Raw genomic sequence first — 17,085 nt, 5'->3', positions numbered from 1 at the left:
TGAAATTGCATATCTTGTTTAGAGAATATTTAAATAACAACACATTAGATTTTAGCATCCACAAAAATTGATGATCGTACTGATACAAATGATAGTGCAGGACGTACCACCACGAGAGGATATAAAGTGCCGTTGACACTTTGTTCCCTTGCAAGCGAGCGGTGAATTGCCTATTGTCCAGCTATTGGTTTCAAAATGAGCAGTAAAAAAGCCCGGAAGGCGTCAAAAAAGTTGTCGCAGGGAAGCAGCAGTGGCGGAGGTGTAAGGTGTTAACGCGTGATTTTTTATTGAATGCCGACTGTAAGACGGCATTTGGTGCTATTGAAGAATCACTACTCTGGTCAGCGGAACAACGTGCAGCCTCACTGGCTGCCACGCTAGCTTGCCGACCAGATGATGGACCGGTGTGGATCTTCGGTTATGGATCATTGATGTGGAACCCGGCCTTAGAATTTGAAGAGTCTTGTACCGGGACGTTAGTCGGCTGGCACCGTGCCTTTTGCCTGCGTCTGACGGCGGGGCGAGGAACGGCGTGTCAGCCAGGACGTATGCTGGCCCTGAAAGAAGGCGGACGCACCACCGGTGTGGCCTACCGTTTGCCGGACGCGTCCCTGGAACAAGAGCTTTCACTGCTGTGGAAGCGAGAAATGATCACCGGCTGTTATCTGCCGACCTGGTGTCAGTTGGCGCTTGATGACGGCAGGACGGTGAACGCACTGGTCTTTATTATGGATCCGCGTCATCCGCTGTTTGAGTCAGACACGCGCGCGCAGGTGATTGCGCCGCTTATCGCCACGGCGAGCGGACCTTTAGGCACCAACGCCCAGTATCTGTTCTCACTGGAACAAGAGCTGGTCAAGTTGGGGATGCAGGATGATTGTCTTAACGATCTGGTGATCACGGTTAAACGATTGTTGGGAGAGAATCTGCCGGAAGGTGTTATGCGTCCAGGGTTTGCCTGAATCCAGCCAGGAACTGAATGCCCGAAAGCCAAGCGCTTTTCGGGCAATTAACGCTTAGGCTGCAATATAACTTATTGAATGCTCGAGCGACTGGCTATGGCTGTCGATCAGCACATTCCATACGCCGGTATACGGTACGGTTAACCATGCGTTATCACGATCCTGCACGCTTAAAATGTCGGACTGCGTGTCTTTGACGTGATTTTTCTCGCTCATCAGATGGATGTGACAGCGCTCGGAACAGCGCACAACCACCGTATCGCCACCAAATAACTTTAAACTCGCCTTCACTAATGCCATTTTTCACCCCGTTCTTGAAAACAACGTACTTTCTGTCGAAAGTGCTGCGTGATGTTGTTCACATTTCACTCATTGCATAACACCAAAGGGGGAGCAACAGGATGCTGATTTTGATCAAAAAATGGCATAACGATTAAACAAAAGTGACAAAATCCCTCAAAAGGGTTGAAAGGGCGTGCTAACGTTCAACGAAACCGCGCCCATCTACGATTAAATCCGGAAATTATCGACACTTTCAGTGAGCTTGCCTGAAGCGGTGTATCAGAAGGTCAGCACTTTATCTGCAGCCAGCGTCCATTGAGCCAGTTCTACCAGCGTGCCGACGGCTACTCCGTCAATTAACGGCAGCGTCGTGATCCCACGGCCATCGGTGCAGGTTTTGCACAGTTTGACCGGCACATTTTGCGCCGTCAGGATCTCCAGCATTTGCTGAATATTGTATCCTTCTGCAGGTTTCTGACCTCGTAATCCCGCGGTTACCGCGTCCGACATTAAAAACAGACGCAGGTCGAGATCCGCTTCCTGTTCGCGCAGGGCGATGGCCAGACGCAGGCTGTTAAATAACGATTCGCTTCCATAGGCCGCACCGTTCGCGACGATCACTATCTTTTGCATTTTTACTCCTGTTGTCAGATGGAAGGGATAATGCCTGGCGTGTATGTTACTCCCTGTTGGCTTAAGTAGAAAAGAAAGCATGATTGCAGAAGTGGGTACCTCTTATTATCCGGGTCGGAAAACCCTGAAAACGGTGATAAGGGCTGCAATTACCAGCCGAAGACGTTATGGTTTAACTTAGGTATGCCTAATTAATTGATGTAAGAAACCACTAACGATTTGAGCCGTCATATTTATTTTTCTCTCGCTGTATTCTCACTCTTGCCATTGGCAGGCGGTATTGCCAGCGCACGGACATCTTTTATTTACCAGGCCGAAAACCCTTTCGATAACAATAGTGATGGTTTACCCGATCTCGGTCTGGCGCCGGAGTCGCGGGCAGGCGAAAAGCACTTTGCTGAAATGGTCAAAGCGTTTGGTGAAGCCAGCATGACCGATAACGGGCTTGATACGGGTGAACAGGCGAAGCAGTTCGCATTTGGTCAGGTGCGTGACACGGTCAGCGAACAGGTTAATCAGCAACTGGAATCCTGGCTCTCTCCCTGGGGAAACGCCAGCGTTGGATTGCAGGTGGATAACGAAGGCAGCTTTACCGGAAGTCGGGGAAGCTGGTTTATCCCATGGCAGGACAATCCACGTTATCTTACCTGGAGCCAGTTGGGGCTGACGCAACAGGACGAAGGTTTAGTCAGCAATGCGGGGATTGGGCAGCGCTGGGTACGCGACGGCTGGTTTCTGGGTTACAACACCTTTTATGACAACCTGTTGGATGAAAATCTGCCCCGGGGAGGCCTTGGCGCCGAGGCGTGGGGCGAATACTTGCGCTTATCCGCTAACTATTACCAACCGTTGTCCTCCTGGCAGGAGCGTTCCGCAACCCAGGAACAACGGATGGCCCGCGGCTACGACCTGACTGCGCAAATGCGCATGCCGTTCTATCAACACCTCAATACCAGCGTCAGCGTGGAACAGTATTTTGGCGACCGGGTGGATCTGTTTCATTCCGGAACCGGGTACCACAATCCTGTGGCGGTGAATCTGGGATTGAGCTATACGCCGGTGCCGTTGATTACCGTGACGGCACAACATAAGCAGGGCGAAAGCGGAATCAGCCAGAATAACCTCGGCTTAACGCTGAATTACCGATTTGGCGTACCGCTAAAAAAACAACTGATGGTCAGCGAGGTCGCAAACAGCCGATCGCTGCGCGGCAGTCGTTATGACGATCCGCAGCGTAACAATATGCCGACGCTGGAATATCGTCAGCGTAAAACATTGTCGGTATTTTTGGCCACGCCGCCCTGGGATCTCAAGTCTGGTGAGTCAGTGGCGCTGAAGCTGCAGGTGCGTAGTTTGCATGGGATCCGCCATTTAACCTGGCAGGGTGATACCCAGGCGTTGAGTTTAACGGCGGGTAGCGATAACCGAAGCGTGCAAGGTTGGACGATTATTATGCCGAAGTGGGACAGCAGCGAAGGCGCGACAAACCGCTGGCGGTTGTCTGTGGTGGTAGAAGATGAGCAGGGTCAGCGTGTCTCTTCCAATGAGATCACGCTATCACTGACCGAACCGTTTATTACCGTTTCGGAAAATGATCCTCGTTAGCAATGAAGCATCAACGCGTTATCAGAAAATGCGTTCCTGATGTACCCATACCGCGGCTTCGACGCGTGATTTGAGCTTCATTTTCTTCAACATATGCTTCACATGGACTTTTACCGTACTTTCAGTGATGTCCAGACGACGGGCGATCATCTTGTTCGGCAGCCCCTGGGCAATGAGCTTGAGAATGTCGCGCTCACGCGGTGTCAGTTGGGTGACATCACGGTCCGACGTTGCACGATTAGCACGCAGGCTGGCGGCCAGAACCGGTGTTAAGGCTTCACTCAGCACCATTTCACCGGCCGCTGACTGCTGTAAGGCTTTGAGTAAATCTTCAGGCTCCATATCTTTCAGCAGATAACCGTCAGCGCCGCGTTTCAGTGCGGTAACTACGTCTTCTTCATGATTGGATACGCTAAACACAACGATACGGCCCGACAGTGACTTTTCACGCAGCTTATCGAGAGTTTCCAGGCCGTTCATGCCGGGCATGTTGAGATCAAGCAGGATCAGATCGGGATCAAGGGATTCAGCCAGCTCGATACCCTGCTCACCATTGCTGGCTTCGCCGACAACGGTAATATCGGGCGCCATGCTGACAAGCTGTTTTACACCGGTTCGCAGCATCGGATGATCGTCGATCAACAGGATGGTTGCCGGTTCCAGATTACTCATGGGTATCTCCTTGGACTTCTGTGAAGTTTGTTTCGGGAATAAAAGTGACAGCAACTTCAGTACCGCCCGTCTCGCGACGGCGTACGCGGCAATCGCCGCGCAAGCTCTGCGCACGGTCGCGCATTATAATCATGCCGTAGTGGTTACTGCGTTCGGCGTTTTCCGGTACGCCGCAGCCGTTATCTTGCACTGTTAGTTTGACCTGCTTGCCATTTTGCACCACCGTCACGACCACTTCATTGGCCTGAGAGTGTTTAAGTGCATTACTCAGGGCTTCGCGCGCAATTTGTAGCAGGTGAATCGCCTGATGCGAAGGGACCAGGCGTGGCGGTAGCTGATAATCCAGCTTAACCGTAAATCCAAAACGGGCGCTGTACTCCTGACAGCTGGCTTCCAGCGCCGGCCGTAATCCAGGTTCTGTGAGCTGTAAACGGAAGGTGGTTAACAGCTCACGCAGTTGTGCCCACGAAGCATTCAGCTCGTTACGAATCTGGCTGAGCAACTCGCGACAGTTATCTGAAAGCGCATCGCCCTGCATCTGCAAACAGCTAACCTGCATCTTCATACAAGAGAGCGATTGTGCAATAGAATCATGAAGTTCGCGTGCAATGGTGGCACGCTCTTCCATCACGATCAACTGCTGCTGACGCTCCTGATGTCTGTCGAGCGCGAGCGTTGCGGTCAGTTGCTCAACCAGGGTATCAACCAGTTGCTGCTGATCGTGGCTGAGATGGCGTCCGTTCGGCAAGGTGGCGAGCAGAATACCATACTGGGTATGCGCGTCGGTCAGCCGCCATTTCAATGTGATTCCGCCGTCAATCGCGGGCAGCGTTCCGCGAGGACAAAGATGGCAACCTTTCTCATCACAGCTGGCATTGGACTGACAGGTAAATTCCTGATGATTGTCTTCATCTTCCAGGTCGTAAACCCGGAGTTCAATATCATGCAGCAAGGTCAAATTTTGCAGACCATTCAGTACCGGAGAGAGGCGTTCGCACAACGGCACCTGAGAGTGCAGGCGGCGGTTGGCTTGCCACAGAAAAGAAAGGATCTGATTTTTGTGCTCCAGACCCGCCGTTTTCTCCTGTACCCGCTGTTCCAGCACGGCGTAACTTTCGGCCAGTTCTTCCGACATATTATTCAGTGCCGAGCCCAGAGCGGCCATCTCATTACGCCCGCTGATACGCGCGCGTTGGGTAAAATCACGTTGGCTGACGGCTCGCGCCATCGCCAGCAGCTGTTTCCACGGCTCTAACAGGCGCACGCGCAGCCAGATAATGGTGAAAACCAACAGCAATGCCATAAATATGGCCATCAGGCGATGCAGCAGGACGACGCGTTCAATGCGTAATTCAGTGGTATGGTCAAAGGCGGTAACCAGCTTATCCAGACCGCCTACAAAGCGTGTCACATCCTGCGCTACCGCATCAGGCGTTTGCGCATGCGCAAGCCCCGGCGCCAGTTCAGTGTGCCAGTAATCCTGTAGTGCTTTTAACTGCGCCTGTTGTCCGTCTCGCTTTGCGGCACGCGTCAACTCCGGGCTAAACGCCGTTTTCTCCATTTCATCCAGAAGCGGTTGATCGCTAGCGTCCAGCGGTACGGCTGCCAGCAGGCGATAACTCTGCATGCGCAGCGATCCCGCTTTGTTGATTGCATGGGCGCTACCCTGAACGCCCTGAACCAGCCAGCCGGAGACAGCCATACCCGCCACGCCGATGGCTGTGGACAATAAAACAATCAGCGCCACCTGGTTGACCAGCGTAAGCGGGGAGAGACAACGTTTAAACATGGTGACTTGTTCCTTCGGGTTTTCGTCGAACAGAAAACCTTATTGAATGACGATTCTGCTGCAGGCAGTGGCGTTATTCTCGGCGATACACTGGAGTATACCCATACCTCAAACGGGCTACCTCTTAATTGCCAGTGGAGGGAGAGATCCTGGGCGAGGGGGAGTAGGGGGCGACAGAAGCGTGAAAAACCACATCTTTTTTACCGAAGTTATGTACTCATTTAGGGTAATGATAAATTTTAGGCATGAATAATGACACCTTTTCCTTTGATTTATATCAACTTACCTCCAGCTGTAAACCCTAATGTTGCAGGCATCGAAACAAGTATCAGAGGTGTCTATGAGTCACTCATCTGCCCCGGAAAGGGCATCTGGAGCTGTAATTACCGAATGGCGGCCGGAAGATCCCGCCTTCTGGCAGCAGCGTGGTCAACGAATCGCCAGCCGTAACCTGTGGATTTCCGTCCCTTGCTTGCTGCTGGCGTTTTGCGTGTGGATGTTATTTAGCGCCGTGGCGGTGAACTTACCGAAAGTCGGATTTGATTTCACCACTGAACAGCTGTTCATGCTGACGGCATTACCTTCTGTGTCCGGCGCGCTGCTGCGTGTTCCGTACTCCTTTATGGTTCCCCTGTTTGGTGGACGTCGCTGGACAGCGTTTAGCACCGGTATCCTGATCATTCCTTGCGTATGGTTAGGTTTTGCGGTGCAGGATACTTCCACGCCGTTTAGTACCTTTATTATTATCTCTTTGTTGTGCGGTTTCGCCGGTGCGAACTTTGCGTCCAGCATGGCAAACATCAGTTTCTTCTTTCCAAAACAGAAACAGGGTGGTGCGCTGGGTCTGAACGGTGGCCTGGGCAACATGGGCGTCAGCGTGATGCAGTTGGTTGCGCCGCTGGTGGTTTCACTGTCAATCTTTGCCGCATTTGGTAGCCACGGGGTTGAACAACCGGATGGTACACAGCTGTATCTGGCAAACGCCGCATGGATTTGGGTACCGTTCCTTGCGGTGTTAACGCTGGCTGCATGGTTTGGTATGAATGAACTGGCAACCTCAAAAGCGTCGCTGAAAGAGCAATTGCCGGTGCTGAAACGTGGGCATCTGTGGATTATGAGCCTGCTGTATCTGGCAACCTTCGGTTCATTCATCGGTTTCTCTGCCGGTTTTGCCATGTTGTCAAAAACGCAGTTTCCTGAGGTACAGATCCTGCATTACGCCTTCTTTGGACCGTTGATTGGCGCGCTGGCTCGTTCAGCGGGCGGCGCAATCTCTGACCGTCTGGGCGGAACCCGTGTAACGCTGGTGAACTTCGTGCTGATGGCAATTTTCAGTGCCTTACTGTTCCTGACGCTGCCATCAAACGGCGTTGGCGGCAACTTTATCGCCTTCTTCGCGGTGTTCCTGGCATTGTTCCTGACGGCTGGTCTGGGGAGTGGTTCAACCTTCCAGATGATCTCCGTTATCTTCCGCAAGCTGACGATGGACAGAGTGAAAGCTGAAGGCGGTTCAGAAGAGAAAGCAATGCGCGAAGCAGCAACAGACACTGCGGCAGCGTTGGGCTTTATCTCAGCCATTGGTGCGATTGGCGGCTTCTTTATCCCGAAAGCATTTGGTACGTCTCTGGCGTTAACCGGTTCTCCGGTCGATGCGATGAAAGTATTTCTGATCTTCTATGTCGCTTGTGTGGTCATCACCTGGGCGGTGTACGGACGTCATTCTAAAAAGTAAAAAAGCTGTATACACAAAATCATTCGAACTGCATCAAGGCGGCAAGTGAGGATTCCCCAGGAGCTTACTGAAGTATGTGACTGGGGAGAACAAGCTCAGCCAACGCAGAAGCCGTTTGAATGATGACGTGTAGGTTGATTATCCATTGCGCGGTGTTAGACCGCGCTTTTTTTTATCTGTAATTAGTTACAACATACTTATGCATTGTGAAATGACAACAGCCTGTGAGAACGGTACTCGCAATATGCTAAGCAGGGGGGATACCCCTTAATACCCACTTATAAAGAATTTAACATTTGTATGATAAGTGAATTATTTAAAATCCTTTAAATTCAGAGTATTACGTTAAAAAACAATATCCCACTTTGGGGGTATGTAAAAACCAACCTTCATTTTTCATCCCTGCATGCCTTGATCGTTATCAATTCTCACGCCCTTTCAGAGCGTTACCTTCGCTCTCAATCAAGCAATGTCGATTTATCAGAGAGCCGTCAGGCTCCTACAGGAGAAAACCGATGAGTAAATTCCTGGACCGGTTTCGCTACTTCAAGCAGAAGGGCGAAACCTTTGCCGATGGGCATGGCCAGCTTCTCAATACCAACAGGGACTGGGAGGACGGATACCGCCAGCGTTGGCAGCATGACAAAATCGTGCGTTCAACCCACGGGGTAAACTGCACGGGCTCATGCAGCTGGAAAATCTATGTGAAAAATGGTCTGGTGACCTGGGAGACCCAGCAAACTGACTACCCACGCACGCGTCCAGATATGCCTAACCACGAGCCTCGCGGGTGCCCACGTGGTGCAAGCTATTCCTGGTATCTCTACAGCGCTAACCGTCTGAAATACCCGCTGATGCGCAAACGTCTGATGAAGATGTGGCGTGAAGCAAAAAGACTGCACAGCGATCCGGTAGACGCATGGGCATCCATCATCGAAGACGCCGACAAAGCAAAAAGCTTCAAACAAGCGCGCGGTCGTGGTGGGTTTGTTCGTTCTTCCTGGCAGGAAGTGAATGAACTGATTGCTGCATCTAACGTTTACACCATCAAAACCTATGGCCCTGACCGAGTTGCAGGCTTCTCTCCGATCCCAGCGATGTCGATGGTTTCTTATGCTTCCGGCGCACGCTATATGTCGCTGATTGGCGGTACCTGCCTGAGCTTCTACGACTGGTACTGTGACCTGCCGCCGGCTTCCCCGCAAACCTGGGGCGAGCAAACCGACGTACCGGAATCTGCCGACTGGTATAACTCCAGCTACATTCTTGCATGGGGCTCTAACGTACCGCAGACCCGTACTCCGGATGCACACTTCTTTACTGAAGTTCGCTATAAAGGCACCAAAACGGTAGCGATTACTCCGGACTACGCAGAAATTGCCAAACTTTGCGACCTGTGGCTAGCACCGAAGCAGGGAACCGATGCGGCGATGGCAATGGCGATGGGCCATGTCATGCTGCGCGAGTTCCACCTCGATAACCCGAGCCAGTACTTCACCGACTATGTTCGTCGTTATACCGACATGCCAATGCTGGTGATGCTCGAAGAGCGTGACGGCTACTATGCTGCTGGTCGTATGCTGCGTGCGGCGGATCTGGTCGACTCTCTGGGCCAGGAAAATAACCCAGAATGGAAAACCGTCGCTATCAACAGCAACGGCGAAATGGTTGCGCCAAACGGTTCAATTGGTTTCCGTTGGGGCGAAAAGGGCAAATGGAACCTTGAGCAACGCGATGGTACGTCCGGTGATGAAACCGAACTGCAGCTCAGCCTGCTGGGTAGCCAGGACGATATCGCTGAAGTGGGCTTCCCGTACTTTGGCGGCGAAGGTACCGAGCACTTCAGTAAAGTAGAGCTGGAAAATATTCTGTTGCACAAACTGCCGGTTAAACGCCTGCAGTTGGCCGATGGCTCTACCGCGCTGGTGACCACCGTTTACGACCTGACCATGGCTAACTATGGCCTGGAACGTGGTCTGAACGACGAAAACTGCGCGACCAGCTACGATGACGTGAAAGCGTACACGCCGGCATGGGCAGAAAAAATCACTGGCGTATCTCGCTCTCAGATCGTGCGCATTGCCCGTGAATTTGCGGATAACGCCGATAAAACACACGGTCGTTCGATGATCATCGTCGGTGCGGGCCTGAACCACTGGTACCACCTCGATATGAACTATCGTGGCCTGATCAATATGCTGGTGTTCTGCGGTTGTATCGGTCAGAGCGGCGGCGGTTGGGCCCACTATGTCGGCCAGGAAAAACTGCGTCCGCAAACCGGCTGGCAGCCGCTGGCATTTGCTCTTGACTGGCAGCGTCCGCCTCGTCATATGAACAGCACTTCCTACTTCTATAACCACTCCAGCCAATGGCGCTATGAGACGGTTACTGCGCAGGAACTGCTTTCCCCGATGGCAGACAAATCCCGCTACAGCGGTCATTTGATTGATTTTAACGTTCGCGCTGAACGTATGGGCTGGTTGCCATCTGCGCCGCAGTTAGGGACTAACCCACTGCGTATCGCCGAAGAAGCGCAGAAAGCAGGTATGACGCCGGTGGATTACACCGTTAAATCCCTGAAAGAAGGTTCAATTCGCTTTGCAGCAGAGCAGCCGGAAAACGGTAAAAACCATCCGCGTAACCTGTTTATCTGGCGTTCTAACCTGCTCGGTTCTTCCGGTAAAGGCCACGAGTACATGCTCAAGTATCTGCTGGGTACTGAACATGGTATTCAGGGCAAAGATCTCGGCCAGCAGAGCGGCGTGAAGCCTGAAGAAGTGGAATGGCAGGATAACGGCCTGGACGGCAAACTGGATCTGGTTGTCACGCTGGACTTCCGTCTGTCGAGCACCTGTCTGTATTCCGACATCGTGCTGCCGACCGCAACCTGGTATGAAAAAGACGATATGAATACCTCGGACATGCATCCGTTTATTCATCCACTGTCTGCGGCCGTTGACCCGGCCTGGGAATCGAAGAGCGACTGGGAAATCTACAAAGCCATCGCCAAGAAATTCTCTGAAGTTTGCGTGGGTCATCTCGGTAAAGAAACCGACGTCGTTACGCTGCCAATTCAGCATGACTCTGCCGCAGAACTGGCACAACCGCTGGACGTGAAGGACTGGAAAAAAGGTGAATGTGACCTGATTCCTGGTGTTACCGCACCGCACATCATGACCGTTGAGCGTGATTATCCAGCAACCTACGAGCGTTTCACCTCCATCGGCCCGCTGATGGAAAAAATCGGTAACGGCGGTAAAGGGATTGCCTGGAATACCCAGAGCGAAATGGATCTGCTGCGTAAGCTCAATTACACCAAGGCTGAAGGTCCGGCAAAAGGCCAGCCGATGCTGGATACCGCAATTGATGCAGCCGAGATGATCCTGACGCTGGCGCCGGAAACTAACGGTCAGGTAGCCGTTAAAGCCTGGGCTGCGCTGAGTGAATTTACCGGTCGTGACCATACGCATCTGGCGCTGAATAAAGAAGACGAAAAAATTCGCTTCCGCGATATTCAGGCGCAGCCGCGCAAAATTATCTCCAGCCCGACCTGGTCAGGACTGGAAGATGAACACGTGTCTTATAACGCCGGCTATACCAACGTTCACGAGCTGATCCCATGGCGTACGCTGTCTGGTCGCCAGCAGTTGTATCAGGATCATCAGTGGATGCGTGACTTTGGTGAAAGCCTGCTGGTTTACCGTCCGCCAATCGACACCCGTTCGGTGAAAGCGGTGATCGGCGAGAAATCAAACGGTAACCCGGAAAAAGCGCTCAACTTCCTGACGCCGCACCAGAAATGGGGTATCCACTCCACTTACAGCGACAACTTGCTGATGCTGACGCTGTCACGCGGTGGCCCGATTGTGTGGATGAGCGAAGTCGATGCGAAGGATCTGGGAATCGAAGATAACGACTGGATCGAAGTCTTCAACAGCAACGGTGCGCTGACGGCACGTGCAGTTGTCAGCCAGCGTGTACCGGCCGGGATGACCATGATGTACCACGCGCAGGAACGTATCGTTAACCTGCCGGGTTCAGAAATCACCCAGCAGCGCGGTGGGATCCACAACTCGGTGACCCGTATTACGCCGAAACCGACCCATATGATCGGCGGCTATGCGCAGCTGGCCTACGGCTTTAACTACTACGGTACCGTCGGTTCAAACCGTGATGAGTTTGTAGTTGTACGTAAGATGAAGAACATTAACTGGTTGGATGGCGAAGGCAATGACCAGGTACAGGAGAGCGTAAAATGAAAATTCGTTCACAAGTCGGCATGGTGCTGAATCTCGATAAGTGCATCGGCTGCCACACCTGTTCAGTGACCTGTAAAAACGTCTGGACCAGCCGTGAAGGTATGGAGTATGCCTGGTTCAACAACGTCGAAAGTAAGCCTGGCGTTGGCTTCCCGAACGACTGGGAAAACCAGGAAAAATGGAAGGGCGGTTGGATCCGTAAAATCAACGGCAAACTGCAGCCGCGCATGGGTAACAAAGCGCTGCTGTTGGGTAAAATCTTTGCTAACCCGCATCTGCCGGGCATGGATGATTACTACGAGCCGTTTGATTTTGACTACCAGACGTTGCATAACGCCCCGGCAGACAGCAAAGCACAGCCAATTGCTCGTCCACGCTCGCTGATCACCGGTCAGCGAATGGATAAAATCACCAGCGGTCCGAACTGGGAAGAAATTCTGGGCGGTGAGTTTGAAAAACGCGCCAAAGACCAGAACTTCGAAAACATGCAGAAGGCGATGTACGGTCAGTTCGAAAACACCTTCATGATGTACCTGCCGCGTCTGTGTGAGCACTGCCTTAATCCGGCGTGTGTGGCGACCTGTCCGAGCGGCGCTATCTACAAGCGTGAAGAAGATGGCATCGTGCTGATCGACCAGGACAAGTGCCGCGGCTGGCGTATGTGTATCACCGGCTGCCCGTACAAGAAGATCTACTTCAACTGGAAGAGCGGGAAATCTGAGAAGTGCATCTTCTGCTACCCGCGTATCGAAGCCGGTCAGCCGACCGTTTGCTCCGAAACCTGTGTAGGTCGTATCCGTTACCTCGGCGTACTGCTGTATGACGCAGATGCGATCGAAAGTGCAGCAAGCACCGAGCACGAGAAAGATCTGTACCAGCGTCAACTGGACGTGTTCCTCGATCCGAACGATCCGGCTGTTATTGAACAGGCGCTGAAAGATGGTATTCCGCTGAGCGTCATTGATGCCGCACAGCAGTCTCCGGTTTACAAAATGGCGATGGACTGGAAGCTGGCGCTGCCGCTGCATCCGGAATACCGCACACTGCCGATGGTCTGGTACGTGCCGCCATTGTCACCGATTCAGTCAGCTGCTGATGCGGGCGAGCTGGGCAGCAACGGTATTCTGCCGGATGTTGACAGCCTGCGTATTCCGGTTCAGTACCTGGCGAACCTGCTGACCGCAGGTGACACCCAACCTGTACTGTTGGCGCTGAAACGTATGCTGGCAATGCGTCACTACAAACGTGCGGAAACTGTTGACGGCAAAGTTGATACCCGTGCACTGGAAGAGGTGGGCTTAAGCGAAGCACAGGCACAGGAAATGTATCGTTACCTGGCAATCGCGAACTACGAAGATCGTTTCGTGGTACCGAGCAGCCATCGTGAACTGGCGCGTGACGCGTTCCCGGAGAAAAGCGGTTGTGGCTTTACCTTCGGCGACGGTTGCCACGGTTCTGATACTAAATTCAATCTGTTCAACAGCCGCCGCATCGACGCTGTCGATGTGACCAGCAAAACGGAGCCGCACCAATGATTGAACTCGTCATTGTTTCGCGTCTGCTCGAGTACCCGGATGCTGCCTTGTGGCAGCATCAGCAGGAACTTTTCGATGCACTCGCGTCATCTGAGAACCTGGATAAAGAGGATGCCCAGGCTCTGGGCGTTTTCCTGCGCGATCTAACCGCGCAGGACATGCTGGATGTGCAGGCCGCCTACAGCGAACTGTTTGACCGTGGCCGCGCGACATCGCTGCTGCTGTTTGAACATGTTCACGGTGAATCCCGCGATCGCGGTCAGGCTATGGTTGACCTGATGGCACAGTATGAGCAGCACGGTTTGCAGCTCGACAGCCGCGAACTTCCCGATCATCTGCCGCTGTATCTGGAATACCTTGCGCAACTGCCGAAAAGCGAAGCGCTAGGTGGCTTACAGGATATTGCGCCGATTCTGGCGCTGCTCAGCGCTCGTTTGCAACAGCGTGAAAGCCGTTATGCGGTGCTGTTCGATCTGCTGTTAAAACTGGCGAATACCGTTATCGACAGCGATAAAGTGGCTGAAAAAATTGCGGATGAAGCCCGTGACGATACTCCACAAGCGCTGGATGCGGTCTGGGAAGAAGAGCAGGTGAAATTCTTCGCCGATCAGGGGTGTGGCGAGTCGGAAATCTCCGCTCACCAACGTCGTTTTGCCGGGGCCGTTGCGCCGCAGTATCTGAATATCACCACCGGAGGACAGCAATAATGCACTTCCTGAATACGTTCTTCTTTGACATCTATCCGTACATCGCGGGTTCTGTCTTTCTGATCGGCAGCTGGCTGCGTTATGACTATGGGCAATATACATGGCGTGCGGCTTCCAGTCAGATGCTGGATCGCAAAGGGATGAATCTGGCGTCAAACCTGTTTCACATCGGGATCCTGGGTATCTTTGCAGGGCACTTCCTTGGCATGTTGACGCCGCACTGGATGTATGAAGCCTGGCTACCGCTTGAAGTGAAACAAAAGATGGCAATGTTTGCGGGCGGTGCCAGTGGCCTGATGTGTCTGATTGGTGGCGTACTGCTGCTGAAACGTCGTCTGTTCAGCCCACGCGTGCGGGCCACCACTACCGGAGCGGATATTCTGATCCTCTCACTGCTGGTGATCCAGTGTGCGCTGGGCCTGCTGACCATTCCGTTCTCCGCCCAGCATATGGACGGTAGTGAGATGATGAAGCTGGTGAACTGGGCGCAGACAGTGGTGACCTTCCAGGGCGGAGCGTCTCAATATCTGGATGGTGTTGCGTTCATTTTCCGTATGCACCTGGTGCTGGGTATGACGCTGTTCCTGTTGTTCCCATTCTCGCGTCTGGTACACATCTGGAGCGTCCCGGTCGAATATCTGACACGCAAATACCAGATTGTTCGCGCGCGTCACTAATCGTATATTTGAGAATGACAAAACCCTGCTTCGGCGGGGTTTTTTTATGCCTGTTTGCCGGATGGCGGCGCAAGCGCCTTATCCGACCTACGAAGGTATCAGCGAGTGCTGTAGGCCTGATAAGCGTAGCGCAGCAGACAAATAGCGGGCTCGTGTCGAGTTCGTAGGCCTGATAAGCATAGCGCATCAGGCAAATAAAGGGCATTGCAGAGGAATTGAGTGTGTTGCTTTATGAAGTGATGGTGGTGGGGGAAGGATTACTCAGCGCAGTGCGCTTCGCCCTTCGGGTCGTTGCCTGCGGCAACGCTTTCTCGCTACGCTCGAATCGAACCTTAGTCGAAGCTTCTCATCCTTCCCGCATGGGCAGAATATGGGGCATTAGAGATTGATTTGCTGTTGGTGCTTTATGAAGTGATGGTGGTGGGGGAAGGATTCGAACCTTCGAAGTCGATGACGGCAGATTTACAGTCTGCTCCCTTTGGCCGCTCGGGAACCCCACCAGGGGTAATTCAAATTGTAGGCAGTGCTAGAAGATGGTGGTGGGGGAAGGATTCGAACCTTCGAAGTCGATGACGGCAGATTTACAGTCTGCTCCCTTTGGCCGCTCGGGAACCCCACCACGGGGTAATGCTAATTACTGGCCTGCTTCCGTTGGAAGCGGGGCGCATCATATCAAATGATGCGCCCCTGTAAAGCATTCCGTTGATAAAAAATAACTGGTTGCCTGATTTTTACACGTAAAGATGTAAAGGTAACCAATTAACTTATCAATCGATTACAGAATAATCGTTCGGTTACCGTAAACAAAGACGCGTTGAGCCAGAACCTGATACAGCGCACGGCTTAATACATTTTTTTCAACGTCGCGACCCGCGCGCATCATATCTTCGGCAGTGTAGGTGTGATCAACATGGATCACGTCCTGCATAATGATTGGGCCTTCATCGAGGTTATCATTCACGTAGTGGGCCGTCGCGCCGATGATCTTCACGCCACGCTCATAAGCTTGATGGTACGGACGAGCACCAATGAATGCTGGCAGGAATGAATGGTGAATATTGATAATTTTATTCGGAAAGCGTGAAACAAATGTCGGGGTCAGAACGCGCATGTATTTAGCCAGCACGACATAGTCCGGCTGGTGGGCGTCGATAGCATCAGCCATTTTCTGATCATGTTCGTCACGTGTTAAACCTTCATGGCTCACCAGCTCAAACGGAATATCAAACCGTTCAACCAGAGGACGCAAGGTCTCGTGATTGCCGATCACCGCGGCGATTTCAACATCCAGCCCGCCATAATTGGCCTTCATTAATAAATCGCCCAGGCAATGCGCTTCCTTGGTGACCAAAATGACGATGCGGCGGCGGCCTGCTGGGGTTAATTCACGAATCGAGCCTTCAGGTAAGGCGCTGTCCAGATCGGCAAGCAGCGTGACGTCGTTAAAAATGCCCTCCAGTTCGGTGCGCATAAAAAAGCGTCCGGTACGGTGGTCCACAAACTCATTGTTCTGCACGATGTTCAGTTCATGCTTGTAACAGATATTCGTAATGCGCGCGATCAGACCTTTTTGGTCCGGGCAAATAGTACGCAGCACTTTTCGTTGTAATGAATGCATTTGCAGCGGTGATCCTGTTGAGAATGTTTGCAAAATTGATACTGTCGAGCGTTGATTAGCCGCAGCACTTTTTAAATTTTTTACCTGAGCCACAAGGGCAGGTATCGTTTCGTCCAATTTGAGGGCGTGTACCATCTATATAGTACCACTGACCGTTTTCTTTTAAAAAACGAGAGCGCTCGATAATTGCACCTGTTTTACCTTGTTCAGAAAACCGTGCGACAAAACTGACATAGCCGATATTTTCTGTGTCTGCCGTCTCTTGTTCAAAAACGGTCAGTCCAAGCCATTCGGTATGAGTAAATCCTGCGATAATGTCGTCGCGAAACTCGGCCGCATGACAATTCGGATGCCAGGTCCTGATAAGGTAATCTGCGTCTTTCATCACAAAAGCACAGTAACGAGAACGCATGAGGTGTGACGGCGTAGGTGCTACTTGCGCGCCGGACACATAACGGTAGCAACATAGGCTATACTCGACAGCGCTACCACAGGGACAAAGCTGAGACACAAAGTACTCCCTGGAATATAAAAACGGCGTAAAAACGCCAGAGTGGCACTATGTTAACTGAGCGGTAGCGATGTTGCTACGTCCGCAAGCCAGGGGAAGTTTG

The 17,085-nt window shown here is 52.3% G+C and carries 13 protein-coding genes, 2 tRNA genes and 1 other RNA gene; 7 read left to right on the top strand and 9 right to left on the bottom strand.

Going from position 1 to position 17,085, the window contains the following annotated elements; genetic code table 11:
* Positions 1-266 precede the first annotated feature (266 nt).
* Positions 267-962 carry a gamma-glutamylcyclotransferase gene (locus OGX94_RS07740; RefSeq protein WP_003833406.1) on the top strand — a complete coding sequence of 232 codons (696 nt, stop codon included), beginning with the start codon at positions 267-269 and terminating at the stop codon, positions 960-962.
* A gap of 54 nt (positions 963-1,016) precedes the next feature.
* Here OGX94_RS07740 and OGX94_RS07735 read toward each other — a convergent pair whose 3' ends face one another.
* Both OGX94_RS07735 and OGX94_RS07730 read right to left on the bottom strand, forming a co-directional pair.
* Positions 1,017-1,262 carry a DUF1883 domain-containing protein gene (locus tag OGX94_RS07735; RefSeq protein WP_003833405.1) on the bottom strand — a complete coding sequence of 82 codons (246 nt, stop codon included), beginning with the start codon at positions 1,260-1,262 and terminating at the stop codon, positions 1,017-1,019.
* Positions 1,263-1,523: 261 nt separating this feature from the next.
* Entirely contained in the window at positions 1,524-1,877 is a 354-nt protein-coding gene (locus tag OGX94_RS07730; protein ID WP_003833402.1) for a DsrE/DsrF/TusD sulfur relay family protein, read from the bottom strand.
* 219 nt (positions 1,878-2,096) lie between these two features.
* Here OGX94_RS07730 and OGX94_RS07725 point away from each other — a divergent pair, with 219 nt between their 5' ends.
* On the top strand, positions 2,097-3,482 hold the full coding sequence (locus OGX94_RS07725; RefSeq protein ID WP_257661938.1) for a YchO/YchP family invasin: 1,386 nt from the start codon (positions 2,097-2,099) through the stop codon (positions 3,480-3,482).
* A gap of 21 nt (positions 3,483-3,503) precedes the next feature.
* Here OGX94_RS07725 and narL read toward each other — a convergent pair whose 3' ends face one another.
* Together narL and narX are read right to left on the bottom strand one after the other, a co-directional pair.
* Positions 3,504-4,154, bottom strand: coding sequence for a two-component system response regulator NarL (narL, locus tag OGX94_RS07720; protein ID WP_003833392.1), 651 nt, complete (start codon positions 4,152-4,154; stop codon positions 3,504-3,506).
* Positions 4,147-5,943, bottom strand: a complete 1,797-nt coding sequence (gene narX, locus OGX94_RS07715) for a nitrate/nitrite two-component system sensor histidine kinase NarX (protein WP_003833391.1) — start codon at positions 5,941-5,943, stop codon at positions 4,147-4,149. Before narX ends, narL begins: the two co-directional genes overlap by 8 nt.
* 340 nt (positions 5,944-6,283) lie before the next feature.
* Between narX and OGX94_RS07710 the strand changes: the two genes are divergently transcribed.
* The 5 genes from OGX94_RS07710 (at position 6,284) to narI (ending at position 14,853) form a co-directional block, all read left to right on the top strand.
* Positions 6,284-7,675, top strand: coding sequence for a NarK family nitrate/nitrite MFS transporter (locus OGX94_RS07710; RefSeq protein WP_003833390.1), 1,392 nt, complete (start codon positions 6,284-6,286; stop codon positions 7,673-7,675).
* A 515-nt stretch (positions 7,676-8,190) separates the two neighbouring features.
* Positions 8,191-11,934 (top strand): nitrate reductase subunit alpha, encoded by a 3,744-nt coding sequence (locus OGX94_RS07705; RefSeq protein ID WP_063940833.1) that lies wholly within the window; start codon positions 8,191-8,193, stop codon positions 11,932-11,934.
* On the top strand, positions 11,931-13,469 hold the full coding sequence (gene narH / locus OGX94_RS07700) for a nitrate reductase subunit beta (protein ID WP_003833388.1): 1,539 nt from the start codon (positions 11,931-11,933) through the stop codon (positions 13,467-13,469). Before OGX94_RS07705 ends, narH begins: the two co-directional genes overlap by 4 nt.
* Entirely contained in the window at positions 13,466-14,176 is a 711-nt protein-coding gene (gene narJ, locus OGX94_RS07695) for a nitrate reductase molybdenum cofactor assembly chaperone (protein WP_063940832.1), read from the top strand. Before narH ends, narJ begins: the two co-directional genes overlap by 4 nt.
* The gene (narI, locus tag OGX94_RS07690) at positions 14,176-14,853 is read left to right on the top strand and encodes a respiratory nitrate reductase subunit gamma (RefSeq protein ID WP_003833386.1); all 678 of its coding nucleotides are present in this window, start codon (positions 14,176-14,178) and stop codon (positions 14,851-14,853) included. Before narJ ends, narI begins: the two co-directional genes overlap by 1 nt.
* A 240-nt stretch (positions 14,854-15,093) precedes the next feature.
* Here narI and OGX94_RS07685 read toward each other — a convergent pair.
* The 5 genes from OGX94_RS07685 to OGX94_RS07665 form a co-directional block, all read right to left on the bottom strand.
* Positions 15,094-15,224, bottom strand: a non-coding RNA gene (locus OGX94_RS07685) — RtT sRNA.
* Positions 15,225-15,268: 44 nt separating this feature from the next.
* Positions 15,269-15,353, bottom strand: a tRNA-Tyr gene (locus OGX94_RS07680).
* 34 nt (positions 15,354-15,387) lie between these two features.
* Positions 15,388-15,472, bottom strand: a tRNA-Tyr gene (locus OGX94_RS07675).
* 156 nt (positions 15,473-15,628) lie between these two features.
* A complete protein-coding gene (gene purU / locus OGX94_RS07670; protein ID WP_003020737.1) occupies positions 15,629-16,471 on the bottom strand; it encodes a formyltetrahydrofolate deformylase in 843 nt (280 codons plus the stop codon).
* Between the two features lie 55 nt (positions 16,472-16,526).
* Positions 16,527-16,982, bottom strand: a complete 456-nt coding sequence (locus tag OGX94_RS07665) for a YchJ family protein (RefSeq protein WP_003833385.1) — start codon at positions 16,980-16,982, stop codon at positions 16,527-16,529.
* Between the last annotated feature and the right edge of the window lie 103 nt (positions 16,983-17,085).

The sequence above is a fragment of the Citrobacter sp. Cpo037 genome, from assembly GCF_030332945.1.
In the GTDB taxonomy this organism is placed as follows: Bacteria; Pseudomonadota; Gammaproteobacteria; order Enterobacterales; family Enterobacteriaceae; genus Citrobacter; species Citrobacter portucalensis.
Note: the sequence above shows the minus strand (reverse complement) of the source record. Positions and strands in the feature narration are given on the sequence as shown.

Bases quoted from the DNA above. Each gene is read 5' to 3' on its own strand.
- OGX94_RS07735 (WP_003833405.1), bottom strand. From the start codon at position 1,262: ATGGCATTAGTGAAGGCGAGTTTAAAGTTATTTGGTGGCGATACGGTG.
- OGX94_RS07730 (WP_003833402.1), bottom strand. From the start codon at position 1,877: ATGCAAAAGATAGTGATCGTCGCGAACGGTGCGGCCTATGGAAGCGAA.
- narL (WP_003833392.1), bottom strand. From the start codon at position 4,154: ATGAGTAATCTGGAACCGGCAACCATCCTGTTGATCGACGATCATCCG.
- narX (WP_003833391.1), bottom strand. From the start codon at position 5,943: ATGTTTAAACGTTGTCTCTCCCCGCTTACGCTGGTCAACCAGGTGGCG.
- OGX94_RS07710 (WP_003833390.1), top strand. From the start codon at position 6,284: ATGAGTCACTCATCTGCCCCGGAAAGGGCATCTGGAGCTGTAATTACC.
- OGX94_RS07705 (WP_063940833.1), top strand. From the start codon at position 8,191: ATGAGTAAATTCCTGGACCGGTTTCGCTACTTCAAGCAGAAGGGCGAA.
- narH (WP_003833388.1), top strand. From the start codon at position 11,931: ATGAAAATTCGTTCACAAGTCGGCATGGTGCTGAATCTCGATAAGTGC.
- narJ (WP_063940832.1), top strand. From the start codon at position 13,466: ATGATTGAACTCGTCATTGTTTCGCGTCTGCTCGAGTACCCGGATGCT.
- narI (WP_003833386.1), top strand. From the start codon at position 14,176: ATGCACTTCCTGAATACGTTCTTCTTTGACATCTATCCGTACATCGCG.
- purU (WP_003020737.1), bottom strand. From the start codon at position 16,471: ATGCATTCATTACAACGAAAAGTGCTGCGTACTATTTGCCCGGACCAA.